14 protein-coding genes are annotated in these 12,703 nt (G+C 69.1%); 12 read left to right on the forward strand and 2 right to left on the reverse strand.

Features of this window, described 5'->3' with window-relative positions; translation table 11 throughout:
- The 10 genes from ACLQ6X_RS08415 to ACLQ6X_RS08460 form a co-directional block, all read left to right on the forward strand.
- Positions 1-590 (forward strand): bifunctional ornithine acetyltransferase/N-acetylglutamate synthase (locus ACLQ6X_RS08415; RefSeq protein ID WP_411699724.1); only part of this gene is annotated, 590 nt, incomplete at its 5' end.
- Entirely contained in the window at positions 590-1,492 is a 903-nt protein-coding gene (argB, locus tag ACLQ6X_RS08420) for an acetylglutamate kinase (protein ID WP_411699725.1), read from the forward strand. The genes ACLQ6X_RS08415 and argB, both read left to right, overlap by 1 nt.
- The gene (locus tag ACLQ6X_RS08425) at positions 1,489-2,688 is read left to right on the forward strand and encodes an acetylornithine transaminase (protein ID WP_411699726.1); all 1,200 of its coding nucleotides are present in this window, start codon (positions 1,489-1,491) and stop codon (positions 2,686-2,688) included. The genes argB and ACLQ6X_RS08425 overlap by 4 nt, the downstream gene beginning before the upstream one ends.
- Positions 2,685-3,611, forward strand: coding sequence for an ornithine carbamoyltransferase (gene argF, locus ACLQ6X_RS08430; RefSeq protein WP_411699727.1), 927 nt, complete (start codon positions 2,685-2,687; stop codon positions 3,609-3,611). Before ACLQ6X_RS08425 ends, argF begins: the two co-directional genes overlap by 4 nt.
- Positions 3,608-4,693 (forward strand): DUF418 domain-containing protein, encoded by a 1,086-nt coding sequence (locus ACLQ6X_RS08435; RefSeq protein ID WP_411699728.1) that lies wholly within the window; start codon positions 3,608-3,610, stop codon positions 4,691-4,693. Before argF ends, ACLQ6X_RS08435 begins: the two co-directional genes overlap by 4 nt.
- Positions 4,694-4,743: 50 nt before the next feature.
- Entirely contained in the window at positions 4,744-5,949 is a 1,206-nt protein-coding gene (locus ACLQ6X_RS08440; protein WP_411699729.1) for an argininosuccinate synthase, read from the forward strand.
- Positions 5,950-5,973: 24 nt separating this feature from the next.
- Entirely contained in the window at positions 5,974-7,410 is a 1,437-nt protein-coding gene (gene argH, locus ACLQ6X_RS08445; RefSeq protein WP_411699730.1) for an argininosuccinate lyase, read from the forward strand.
- A 1-nt stretch (position 7,411) separates the two neighbouring features.
- Positions 7,412-7,555 carry a hypothetical protein gene (locus ACLQ6X_RS08450; RefSeq protein WP_411699731.1) on the forward strand — a complete coding sequence of 48 codons (144 nt, stop codon included), beginning with the start codon at positions 7,412-7,414 and terminating at the stop codon, positions 7,553-7,555.
- A gap of 13 nt (positions 7,556-7,568) precedes the next feature.
- A complete protein-coding gene (locus tag ACLQ6X_RS08455; protein WP_411699732.1) occupies positions 7,569-8,165 on the forward strand; it encodes a DNA-3-methyladenine glycosylase in 597 nt (198 codons plus the stop codon).
- Positions 8,166-8,167: 2 nt separating this feature from the next.
- Positions 8,168-9,061 carry a DUF817 domain-containing protein gene (locus tag ACLQ6X_RS08460; RefSeq protein WP_411699733.1) on the forward strand — a complete coding sequence of 298 codons (894 nt, stop codon included), beginning with the start codon at positions 8,168-8,170 and terminating at the stop codon, positions 9,059-9,061.
- Here ACLQ6X_RS08460 and ACLQ6X_RS08465 read toward each other — a convergent pair.
- Both ACLQ6X_RS08465 and ACLQ6X_RS08470 read right to left on the reverse strand, forming a co-directional pair.
- A complete protein-coding gene (locus tag ACLQ6X_RS08465) occupies positions 9,051-9,605 on the reverse strand; it encodes a hypothetical protein (RefSeq protein ID WP_411699734.1) in 555 nt (184 codons plus the stop codon). The two genes, ACLQ6X_RS08460 and ACLQ6X_RS08465, sit on opposite strands and share 11 nt — an antisense overlap.
- Positions 9,602-10,240, reverse strand: coding sequence for a DNA-binding protein (locus tag ACLQ6X_RS08470; protein WP_411699735.1), 639 nt, complete (start codon positions 10,238-10,240; stop codon positions 9,602-9,604). Before ACLQ6X_RS08470 ends, ACLQ6X_RS08465 begins: the two co-directional genes overlap by 4 nt.
- Positions 10,241-10,352: 112 nt before the next feature.
- Between ACLQ6X_RS08470 and tyrS the strand changes: the two genes are divergently transcribed.
- Together tyrS and ACLQ6X_RS08480 are read left to right on the forward strand one after the other, a co-directional pair.
- Positions 10,353-11,660 carry a tyrosine--tRNA ligase gene (gene tyrS, locus ACLQ6X_RS08475; protein WP_411699736.1) on the forward strand — a complete coding sequence of 436 codons (1,308 nt, stop codon included), beginning with the start codon at positions 10,353-10,355 and terminating at the stop codon, positions 11,658-11,660.
- A 106-nt stretch (positions 11,661-11,766) separates the two neighbouring features.
- Complete coding sequence (locus ACLQ6X_RS08480; protein WP_411699737.1) at positions 11,767-12,450, forward strand: hypothetical protein; 684 nt, start codon at positions 11,767-11,769, stop codon at positions 12,448-12,450.
- Positions 12,451-12,703: the final 253 nt, after the last annotated feature.

Below are 12,703 nucleotides of genomic sequence, written 5' to 3' on the forward strand. Positions count from 1 at the left end.
CCGTGCTCACCTCGGCGCAGCTCGATGCCGCTCTGCGGTCGTCGACCCGCACGAGCTTCGACCGCCTCGACTCTGACGGCTGCATGTCGACCAACGACCAGGTGTCGCTGCTGGCCAGCGGTGCGTCCGGCGTCGTCCCCGACCTTGATGCGTTCGCCGCCGCTCTCGCAGAGCTCTGCCTCGACCTCGCCCAACAGCTGCAGGCGGATGCGGAGGGAGCCAGCCACGACATCACCATCCGCGTGGTGAACGCCGCGACCGAGGATGACGCCGTCGAAGTGGGCCGTTCCGTCGCCCGCAACAACCTCTTCAAGGCGGCCATCTTCGGCAACGACCCCAACTGGGGCCGCGTGCTCGCCGCGATCGGAACCACGACCGCCGAGTTCGACCCCTACGACGTCGACGTCACCATGAACGGCGTGCGCGTCTGCCGTTCGGGCGAACCCGACCGGCCGGCCGACGAGGTCGACCTCACGCCGCGGGCGACCCACGTGCTCATCGACCTCAAGGTCGGAACGGCCACCGCCACGATCCTCACGAACGACCTCACCCACGACTACGTGCACGAGAACAGCGCGTACTCCAGCTGATGGGCGCGTTCAGAGAGGCCCAGGGGCTCGAGGTCGAGATCAAGACGGCCGTGCTCATCGAGTCGCTGCCGTGGCTCAAGCGGTTCCACGGCCAGATCATCGTGGTCAAGTTCGGCGGCAACGCCATGGTCGACGAGACGCTGCAGCGCGCGTTCGCCGAAGACATGGCCTACCTGCACTTCGCCGGCATCCGACCGGTCGTCGTGCACGGCGGGGGCCCGCAGATCTCTGCGCGCCTCGCCGAGCTCGGCATCCCCAGCGAGTTCCGGGGCGGCTACCGGGTGACGACGCCCGAGACGATCGGTGTCGTGCGCGACGTGCTCTCGGGACGGGTCGGCCTCGAGCTCGCCGGCATGATCGACGAGCACCAGGCCGGCCTCGCCGTGCCCGTGTCGGGCGAGACCCGCAACCTGTTCGGCGGGCGCCGTCGCGGCGCTGTCGTCGACGGCGAGCTCGTCGACCTCGGTCTCGTGGGCGACGTGGCCACGGTCGACCCCACGGTCGTGCTCGACGCGGTCGCCGCCGGACGCATCCCCGTGATCGCGTCGATCGCGCCCGACCTCGACGACGACGGGCAGTCACTCAACATCAACGCCGACTCGGCCGCCTCGGCCCTCGCCGTCGCCCTCGGCGCCGCGAAGCTCGTGATCCTCACCGACGTCGCCGGCCTGTACCGCGACTGGCCCAACCGCGACTCCCTCGTCTCGATCATCGACACCGACGAGCTCACGGCCCTGCTGCCGAACCTCGAATCGGGCATGATCCCCAAGATGACGGCCTGCCTCGAGGCGGTCGCCGGCGGCGTCGCCAAGGCGGCCATCATCGACGGAAGAACGCCGCACTCGATCCTCGTAGAGATCTTCACCCAGAGCGGCATCGGCACGGAGGTAGTACCCGCATGACAGATTCCCTGGTCCCTGAGCCTGTCGACGGGTGGCGCACCGACTTCGCCGACGCGATGATGCGCTCCTCGCCCGCGCCGCTCACCCTGCTCGAGCGTGGCGAGGGCTGCTACGTCTGGGACGTCGACGGCAAGAAGTACCTCGACTTCCTCGGCGGAATCGCCGTCAACTCGCTCGGTCACGCGCATCCGGTTCTGGTGGATGCCGTGAGCCGGCAGATCGCGACCATCGCGCATGTCTCCAACTACTTTGCGACAGCACCGCAGATCGAACTGGCCCAGCGACTGTCTCGCATCTCGGGTGCCGGAGAGCGCGGACGCGTCTACTTCGGCAACTCGGGAGCCGAGGCCATCGAAGCGGCGATCAAGCTCGCCCGCCGCAATGGCCAGCACAAGACGATCCTCGCGCTCACCAACTCGTTCCACGGGCGCACGATGGGCGCGGTGTCGCTCACCGGCAAACCCGCCCTGCGCGAGCCGTTCGACCCCGCGGTGACCGGCATCGACCACATCGACTCGACGATCGAAGCGCTGGAGCACGCGATGGGCGACCACATCTCGGCGCTCGTGGTCGAGCCGATCAAGGGCGAGGCCGGCGTGATCGACCTTCCCGAGGGCTACCTCAAGCGCGCCCGCGAGCTCACCGAGAAGCACGGCGCGCTGCTCATCCTCGACGAGATCCAGACGGGCGCGGGCCGCACCGGAAGCTGGTTCGCCTTCCAGCAGCACGGCATCGTGCCCGACGCGATCGCGGTCGCGAAGGGCATCGGCGGGGGAGTGCCGATCGGCGCACTCGTCACCTTCGGCTGGGCCTCCGAGCTGTTCACCGTCGGCCAGCACGGCTCGACCTTCGGCGGAAACCCGTTGGCGACGGCCGCCGCCAACGCCGTTCTCGGCGAGATCGAGCACGCGGGGCTCGTCGAGAACGCCGCCCGACGCGGCGACGAACTGCGCGCCGCGATCACCGCGATCGGGTCGCCGCTCGTGGGCGAACTGCGCGGCGCCGGCCTGCTCATCGGCGTCGGCCTCACCGAACCGGTGGCGGCGAAGGTGTCGGCCAAGGCCCTCGAGCTCGGCCTCATCATCAACGCGCCGAACGACGCGAGCATCCGTCTCGCGCCGCCCCTCATCGTCGGCGACGCCGAGATCGCGCAATTCATCTCCCTCTTCACCCAGGCCCTGGAGGCATCAGAATGACCCGCCACTTTCTCCGCGACGACGACCTGACGCAGGCCGAGCAGCTCGAGATCCTCGACCTCGCGGTCGAACTCAAAAAAGACCGCTATGCCGTCAAGCCGCTCGCCGGACCGCAGACCGTCGCCGTGATCTTCGACAAGTCGTCGACCCGCACCCGCGTTTCGTTCGCGGTCGGAGTGGCCGACCTCGGCGGCAGCCCGCTCATCATCTCCACCGCGAACAGCCAGCTCGGCGGCAAAGAGACGCCCTCCGACACCGCCCGCGTTCTCGAGCGCATGGTGTCGATGATCGTCTGGCGCACCTACGCGCAGTCGGGGCTCGAGGAGATGGCCCGCGGCACCACGGTTCCCGTGATCAACGCGTTGAGCGACGAGTTCCACCCCTGCCAGCTGCTCGCCGACCTGCTCACGATCCGCGAACACCGCGGAACGCTCGCCGGACTCACCGTCACCTTCCTCGGCGACGGCGCTAGCAACATGGCCCAGTCCTACCTGCTGGCCGGGGCGGTCGCCGGCATGCACGTGCGGGTCGCGAGCCCGCTGTCGTACGCGCCGGATGCCACGGTCGTCAGCGACGCGCAGGCCGTCGCCGCCACGACCGGCGGCTCGGTCACGCTCTACACCGATCCCGCCGAGGCTGTGGCCGGCGTCGACGTCGTCGTCACCGACACCTGGGTGTCGATGGGCAAGGAAGACGAGAAGGCCCAGCGCATCGAGACGTTCGGCGCCTACCAGGTCGACTCGCAGCTCATGGCACTCGCCAAGGCCGACGCGCTCTTCCTGCACTGCCTGCCGGCCGACCGCGGCTTCGAGGTCTCCGCCGACGTGATCGACGGCGAGCAGAGCGTCATCTGGGACGAGGCGGAGAACCGCCTGCATGCCCAGAAGGCCCTGATGGTCTGGCTGCTCGAGCGCGCTGGTTGAGTAGCGCCCGACGAAGGAGGCCGCGTATCGAAACCGAGAAGAGCAGCACGCGCATCATCGGCATCGATGTCGCGCGCGGCCTCGCCGTGCTCGGAATGTACGGCGCGCACGTCGGGGTCACCGTTCCGCTGGTCTGGGGAGAGCCCGCGACGTGGCTCGACGTCGTCAACGGACGTTCGTCGATCCTGTTCGCCCTGCTCGCCGGCGTGTCGATCGCCATCATCTCGGGGCGCACCCGCCCGGTCGACGGCGCCGCGCTGAAAGCCGCGCGCATCCGGATTCTCGTGCGCGCAGCGCTGATCTTCGCGATCGGCCTCTTCCTCATCTGGCTCGACACGCGCATCGCCGTCATCCTGCCGGTCTACGCGGTGCTGTTCGTCGCGGCCGTTCCGGTGCTGCGCTGGCGGCCGCGGTCGCTGTTCGTCGCGGCCGGCATCCTGGCGATCGTGTCGCCCATCCTCGCCGTGGTCACGACCGTGCTCGTGCCCGAGGCCGACCCGGTCGTGGACCTGCTGCTCACCGGGCACTACCCGGCGGTGATCTGGATCGTCTTCGTGCTCATCGGCCTCGGTGTCGGCCGACTCGACCTCACGACGCGCGACGTGCAGCTGCGTCTGCTCGCCGTCGGGGCGGCACTCGCGATCGCCGGATACGGTCTCGGTGTTGCGGCGAACCGGGCCGTGGTCGGCAGTTCCTCCCCGGTGCCGGTCGACATCGGCATGCTCGCGACGACCGAACCACACAGCGGCAGCCCCTTCGAAGTCGTCGGCTCGTCGGGGTTCGCCCTCGCCGTGCTCGCCCTCTGCCTGCTGGTCGCGCCGCGCGCGCGCCGACTGCTCTACCCGCTCGCCGCCGTGGGGTCGATGGCGCTCAGCGCCTACACCGCCCACGTCGTGATCGTCGCCCTCATCGGCGACAGCGCCTTCACCCAGGACGATAACGGCCTATACCTGGCGTTCATCGCCGGGGCGCTCGTGCTCTGCTCGGCCTGGGCTCTTCTGCTCGGCCGCGGGCCACTCGAGCGGCTGCTCACCTGGGCCTCCAACCTGGCGGCCCGTCCCACCCGGCGCGCGCGAACCTGAAAGTCGCGTGCCGGTAGTCTTGTTCATGATTTAACCCAAGGAGAAACACAATGGCGGAACGCGTCGTCCTGGCCTATTCAGGCGGACTTGACACCTCGGTTGGTATCGGCTGGCTGAAAGACGCCACGGGCAAAGAGGTCGTGGCGCTCGCCGTCGACGTCGGCCAGGGTGGCGAAGACATGGACGACATCCGCCAGCGCGCACTCGACTGCGGCGCCGTGGAGTCCATCGTCGTCGACGCGAAAGACGAGTTCGCCGCCGACTTCCTCATGCCGGCCCTCAAGGCCAACGCCATGTACCAGAAGACCTACCCGCTGGTCTCGGCCCTGAGCCGTCCCGTCATCGCCAAGCACCTCGCGATCACCGCGAAGCGCCTCGGTGCAGACAGCGTGGCCCACGGATGCACCGGAAAGGGCAACGACCAGGTGCGGTTCGAGGCGGCTGTCGCAGCCCTCGCCCCCGAGCTCACCAGCATCGCCCCCGTGCGCGACCTGGCCCTCACCCGCGACAAGGCCATCATCTACGCGGAACAGAACAACCTGCCGATCCGCCAGAGCGCCAAGAACCCGTACTCGATCGACAAGAACGTGTGGGGCCGCGCGGTCGAGACCGGCTTCCTCGAAGACCCGTGGAACGCCCCGATCGAGGACCTCTACGAGTACACGCAAGACCCCTCGGTGTTCAAGGAGGCCGACGAGGTCGTCATCACGTTCGAGGCCGGCATCCCCGTCGCCATCGACGGTGTCGCGCTCAGCCCGCTCGCGATCATCGAGAAGCTCAACGACGTTGCCGGCAAGCACGGCGTCGGCCGCATCGACGTGGTCGAAGACCGCCTGGTCGGCATCAAGAGCCGCGAGGTCTACGAGGCCCCCGGCGCCATCGCCCTGATCGCCGCGCACGAGGCCCTCGAGAGCCTCACGCTCGAGCGCGACGTCAGCCGCTACAAGCGCGGCGTCGAAGCCGAGTGGTCGAACCTCGTCTACGACGGACTCTGGTTCTCGGGCCTCAAGCGCAGCCTCGACGCGTTCATCGACGACACCCAGAAGTACGTGTCGGGCGAGATCCGTCTCAAGCTGCAGGGCGGCCGCGCGGTCGTCACCGGGCAGAAGAGCCCCACGAGCCTCTACGACTTCAGCCTCGCCACCTACGACACCGGCGACACGTTCGACCAGTCGCTGTCGAAGGGCTTCATCGAGCTGTGGTCGCTGCCGAGCAAGATCGCGGCGCGACGCGACGCGGCCGTCGACGGTCACTGAGCCCGGCGAAACGAGCCAGCCGAAATGAACACGACATCGGATGACGGTACCGCTGGATCCACCGGCGAGGGCTCCCTCTGGGGGGCCCGCTTCGCCAGCGGTCCGTCGCCCGAGCTCGCTCGGCTGAGCCGGTCGATCCACTTCGACTGGCAGCTCGCCGGCTACGACCTCGCCGGTTCGAGCGCGCACGCCAAGGCGCTCGCGTCGGCGGGCTACCTGAGCGACGACGAGCTCGAGCGCATGCTGGCGGCCATCGTGCGCCTGGCCGAGGCGGTCGTCGACGGCTCGTTCGACGCCCGCGACGACGAGGAAGACGTGCACGCCGCCCTCGAACGCGGGCTCATCGAACTCACCGGCCCCGAGCTCGGCGGCAAGCTGCGCGCCGGCCGCAGCCGCAACGACCAGATCGCCACCCTCGTCCGGCTCTACCTGCTCGACCACGCGGCCGCCATCGGCCATCTCGTCGTGCAGCTCATCGACGCCATCGCATCGCAGGCCGAGAACCACATCGACGCCGTGATGCCGGGCCGCACCCACCTGCAGCACGCCCAGCCTGTGCTGCTCGCTCACCACCTGCTGGCCCACGCCTGGCCCCTCGTGCGCGACCTCGAGCGCCTGCGCGACTGGCGGGTGCGCGCCTCGACGAGCCCCTACGGCTCGGGCGCCCTCGCCGGCAGCTCGCTCGGCCTCGACCCGGTGCTCGTCGCCCGCGAACTCGGGCTCAGCGGCCCCACCGAGAACTCGATCGACGCCACTGCGAGCCGTGACAACGTCGCCGAGTTCGCATTCATCGCTGCACAGATCGGTGTCGATATCTCCCGGCTGGCCGAGGAGATCATCCTCTGGAACACGCGCGAGTTCGACTTCGTGAAACTCGACGACGCCTTCTCCACCGGCTCGTCGATCATGCCGCAGAAGAAGAATCCCGACATCGCCGAGCTCGCGCGCGGCAAGTCGGGCCGGCTCATCGGCAACCTGACCGGCCTGCTCGCAACCCTCAAGGGCCTGCCGCTCGCCTACAACCGCGACCTCCAAGAAGACAAAGAGCCCGTCTTCGACTCGGTCGAGACGCTCGAGGTGTTGCTGCCCGCGTTCACGGGAATGGTCGCGACCCTGCGCTTCAATACAGACCGGATGCGCGAGCTCGCGCCCCAGGGCTTCTCTCTCGCGACCGACGTGGCCGACTGGCTCGTGCGGCAGCACATCCCCTTCCGCGAAGCCCACGAGGTGAGCGGCTCGCTCGTACGGTTCTGCGAGGAGAACGACCTCGAGCTGCACGAGCCGACCGATGAGCAGTACCTCGCGGTGTCGCCGCACCTCACACCGGGCGTTCGCGACGTGCTCACCGTCGACGGCTCGATCGCGAGCCGCGACGGAGCCGGCGGAACCGCCCCCGTGCGGGTCGCCGAACAGCTCGCCGCACTCACGGCGCGGGTGCGCGCCCTGAACGTGGCGCGCTGACATGGCCGACGACGACAAGAAGCCGGGTTTCGACTGGTACGACCCGATGTCGGGCAGGGGTCGCATGGTCGTCGTCGTGGTCGCCGGCCTGATCGTCGTCGGCGCGATCGTCACGGCCCTCGTCCTGGGCATTCCGTTCTTCTAGGCGCGCGAGGCACGTGTTCGATCGCGATTTCTTCTCCCGCTCCGCCGTCGAGGTCGCGCCCGAGCTGCTCGGCGCACACCTCGTCAGCGGCGAGGTGACGCTGCGCATCACCGAGGTGGAGGCCTACCTCGGTGAGGGCGTCGACCCCGGTTCGCACTCGTTCCGTGGAAAGACCAACCGCAACGCCGTGATGTTCGGCGAGCCCGGCCGCCTGTACACCTACTTCACCTACGGCATGCACGTGTGCGCCAACGTCGTGTGCTCGCCGGCCGGCACGTCGGGCGGCATCCTGCTGCGCGCCGGCGAGATCGTCGAGGGGCGCGAGATCGCGTCGATGCGCCGGCACACGTCGCGCACGAGCAACGACTTGGCGCGCGGCCCCGCCCGCCTCACGGTCGCCCTCGGCATCACGCTCGCCGACGGCGGTACCGACCTGGTCTCGGGTCGACTGCGGCTCGAACCGGCGGGCGAGTCATCCGACTATGAATCCGGACCGCGCACCGGGGTCTCCGGCGACGGCGGGGGAGCGGCCTACCCGTGGCGTTTCTGGATCCCCGGCGACCCGACGGTCTCGCCGTACAAGGCCCACGTTCCGAAGAAGCGGGTCTGAGCGTGGCGCCGTCCACGTCGGTCGAACAGGCGATCGACGGCTACGCGCACCGGTTCCTCGATAGCGCGCCGCTGAGTGGAACGCGCGCCGCCGTCACCGAGTTCGTCGTCTTCGGGCTCAAGCAGGCGTGGGCCTGCATCTTCGGCGCCGCAATGCTCGCGGTGCTCGTGGGCACACGGCTCTGGTACTCCGACGACGCGGCCCTCGCCCGCAACGACTTCCTCGTGCTCGCGGCCGTCGCGATCCAGCTGGTCATGGTGGTCTTCCGCCTCGAGACGCTGCGCGAACTGCGCGTCATCGTGCTCTTCCACATCGTGGGCACGGGCATGGAGCTGTTCAAGACCGACGTCGGCTCGTGGATCTACGAGGGCGACGGCCTGCTGCGCATCGGCGGGGTGCCGCTCTACAGCGGGTTCATGTACGCCGCGGTCGGCTCCTACATGGTGCGCGTCTACCGCATGTTCGACCTGCGCTTCGAGCGGTACCCGCGCCGCTGGATCACCGCGATCCTGGCCGCGCTCATCTACCTCAACTTCTTCACGCACCACTACGTCGTCGACGCGCGCTACCCGCTGTTGGTCGGCATCGTGGTCGTCTTCGCGCGCACCTGGCTGCAGTTCAGGGTGTTCCGGTCGCGGTTCCGGATGCCGCTGGTCGTCGCGTTCCTGCTCGTCGCCATTTTCATCTGGCTGGCCGAGAATATCGCGACGTGGGCGAACGCGTGGGCCTACCCCGACCAGCTCGACGGCTGGCATCTCGTGTCGGTCGCCAAGCTCGGATCGTGGTTCCTGCTGATGATGGTCTCGGTTGTGCTCGTGGCGTGGGTGTACCCGCCGAGGCCGCCCGGCCCGCGCCTTCCCGCCGAGCCCGGTCGCGCTGAGCCCGTTACCAGCTGAGGGCGATGGCAGCGGCGCACGCTCCCGCCCAGAGCAGGCTCGCGAGCGTGCCGATGATGAACCGTTCCCTCGCCGCCGCGTTCTCGAGCTCGGAAAAGCGGCCGAGCCCCTTGATGGCCACGATCACCGCCACCGCGGCGGGCTGGCCGGCGAGCACCGACCCGATCAGCGCCACCCGCTCGAGGTAGCCGATCGCCGCCCCGCCGCGCAGAATCTCCCGCGGCGGGGCGGGGTTCATCACGAGAATCCCGCCGTGGGCGCCCAGCGTCACGCTGCCCCGGGTCGCGAGGTCGAGCACGAGCGACACGAACGGACTGCCGCCGACCGTGCCGAGCAGCACGAAGCCGACGCCCGCGATGATTCCGAGCGCGGGGTGCACGACGGGCAGCCCGGCGAGCGCGAAGACGATGGCGCCGAGGATCGGCACGACGCACGGCGCGATGAGCCAGTGCCTGCGCGGCTTCGTGGCGAACCACGAGAGCGCGACGGCCGCGTACAGCAGCACGAGTCCCACGATCGAGTAGGTCAGGGCGACGGCGGTCATCGCTGGGTCTCCGATGCGACGGCCGCGTCGAGAGCGTCGGCCAACCGGGCGAGCGGTGCGAGCGCGGCGGCTTCCGCCTTGAGATCGGCGGCGCGCGCCCGTTTGCTCGCCGATTGCGGGGTGATTCCGATCTCGTACGCTGCGTCGGCCTGATTCAGACCGCCGACCAGCAGGTCGTGGAGCTCCCACCCCTGCTCGCTGCGACGCGCGCGCAGGATCAGCAACAGGTCGACGAGCGCCTCGAGATCGGGGGAGTCGCGCCCGGCCGGTTCGGTTGCGGCGGCGAAACGGGTCGGCTTCTTCTTCGCGCGGTCGACGGCCCGGCGCGCCGCGACGAAGGCGTCGCCGGCTGATTCGCGGATGCTGGCGCCCAACGGTTCTCGAACCCGCCCGAATCCGAACCCCACGCTCCACCGGCCGGTGCGGGTGAGATCCAGCAGGATGTCGATCGCCGTCTGCCCGTCGCGGGTGAGCATCTGGATCTCGTCGCCGGCCGTGCGGTCGGCGGCGAGCACGAGCCCGCCCGCGTAGGCGGTGTTGAGGCGTGCGAGCGTGGCCGTGGCCGCGTCGGGCGTCGACCGGCTGTCCACCTGATCCGCCGTGATGACGATCATCGTCGCTCCAATCAGGTCCACAGGGTTGATACCGGCGATATCAACCCTACGGGGTTGATTCGCTCGGATCAACGCCGCGCGGCTGCGCCATCGCGCGAGCCTCGGGTTCCCGAAGCTCGACTAGCCTGTATCCGTGTCTTCTCCAGCATCCCCGGTACCCGCACTCCAGCGCAACGACGACTCGTTCGACGACGTCTGGGACGAAATCGTCTGGCGCGGCCTCGTGCACGTGTCGACCAACGAGGACGAGCTCAAGCAGCTGCTCGCCGGAGACCCGATCACGTACTACTGCGGATTCGATCCGACCGCGCCGAGCCTGCACCTCGGCAATCTCGTTCAGCTGCTGCTCATGCGCCGGCTGCAACTGGCCGGCCACAGGCCGCTCGGTCTCGTCGGCGGATCGACCGGGCTCATCGGCGACCCGAAGCCGACGGCGGAACGCACGCTGAACACCCCCGACATCGTGAACGAGTGGGTGGGCTACCTGCAGGGTCAGGTCTCCCGCTTCCTCAGCTTCGAGGGCGACAACGCCGCCCGCCTGGTGAACAACCTCGACTGGACCGCGCCCCTGTCGGCCATCGACTTCCTGCGCGACATCGGCAAACACTTCCGGGTCGGCACGATGCTCAAGAAGGACGCCGTGAGCGCGCGCCTGAACTCCGACGCCGGCATCAGCTACACCGAGTTCAGCTACCAGATTCTGCAGGCGCTCGACTTCCGCGAGCTCTACCGCGAGTACGGCTGTGTTCTGCAGACCGGCGGCAGCGACCAGTGGGGCAATCTCATCGGCGGCACCGATCTCATCCGTCGCTCCGAATCCGTCTCGGTGCACGCCATCGGCACCCCCCTCATCACCAACGCCGACGGCACGAAGTTCGGCAAGAGCGAGGGCAACGCCATCTGGCTCGACCCGCAACTGACGAGTCCCTACGCGATGTACCAGTTCTGGCTCAACACCGACGACAGCGACGTCGTCGCGCGGCTCAGGGTCTTCACATTCCTCGATCGCGCGCGAATCGACGAACTCGAGGCTCTCGTGGCCGCCGAGCCGTTCCGCCGCGAGGCGCAACGCACGCTGGCGTTCGAAGTGACCAGTCTCGTGCACGGACTCGACGCCACCGAAGCCGCGATCGCCGCCTCGGCCGCCCTCTTCGGGCAGGGCGAGCTGACCACGCTCGATGCCGCGACCCTCGTCGCGGCCACCGCGGAGCTGCCGTCGACCGAGGTGACCGCCGCGACGTCTATCGCGCAGGCGCTCGTCGACACCGGTCTCACCAAGGGACTGGGGGAGTCGCGGCGCGCGATCGCCCAGGGCGGCGTGTACCTGAACAACGTCACGATCACCGACGAGCAGGCCGACTTCACCGGAGCGGCCCTCGCGAGCGGGCACGCGATTCTGCGCCGCGGCAAGAAGACCCTCGCCGCCGTTCTGATCTCCTGACCCGCCGCCGCTCGAAACATGACTGACACTTAACTTCGATACGCTCGCCCCAGTAGCAGGATCGCGCACCAGTAGTGCGCGCCGTACACCGGGGGGAGGGTCGCGCATGACGGCATCAACCGACGATGTGTCGCGCGAGCGCACCTCGTTCGATCCGGCGTTCGACCCGGCGACGTCGAGGCCGACCGCCCGGCAGGTCTTCTTCTTCCCCGACCGCCCGCCCCGGGTGGTGCCGCGCACCTCGGTGCTCGAGTGGATCGCACTGGCGCTCGCCATCCTCGTTCCCCCGCTCGGCCTGCTCGTCACGATCGTCGCCCGCCTCGTCACGTTGCACCGCCACCACTGGACCACGACCGTCGCCAAGGCCGCCACCGTGATCTCGATCGTGCTGACCGTTGCGCTCGGCGCCGGCACCGCGGTGCACCTCGTCGTGGCGACCCGGGATGCCGACGCCGCGCGCGTGGTCGCCGAGGCCCAACCGCTCTGCGACGGGTTGGCCGCGACCCCCGGCGTGCTCGACCTCGACGGCTACGGTTGGCCGACCGAGGTGGCGCCCCTTGCCGTGACCCTCGAGGCGATGACGGCCTACCAGGCCAGGTGGCAGCAGCTCGCCGACCTCGCGCCGTCGTCGGCGCGGGCCGGCACTGTGGCCATCGCCGAGCAGGCGGGCATTCTGGTCACCGCGGTCGAGACCACGCGAGCCATCGACCGTTCGGCCAACCTCGCGACCATGGAGTCGGTGACGGATGCCTCGGGGTTGCCGCAATTCGTGGCGCAGTACTGCGGCTAGCCCTCACCCGCAGCCCAGCGCGCCCGTCCCCCCTGCCAAATGAAGGAGATGTCGGCGCGCGTGCCCGTCGATCGGCGTCAGCGTGTGGTCAAGCACCGGGTTTTCCTTCATTTGGCAGATTTCGGGCAGGTGAACGGGGGGTTGCGGGGGTGTGGCGGGTGGTGCGACACGCCCGGGATGTGTGGTGCTTTGCCGAGGTGGCGTGGCGCACGTAGAGTAATCACTCGTCACCCCAAAGGTTCGGAAAGCCGCA

This window comes from Conyzicola sp., assembly GCF_046714715.1.
In the GTDB taxonomy this organism is placed as follows: domain Bacteria; phylum Actinomycetota; class Actinomycetes; order Actinomycetales; family Microbacteriaceae; genus Conyzicola.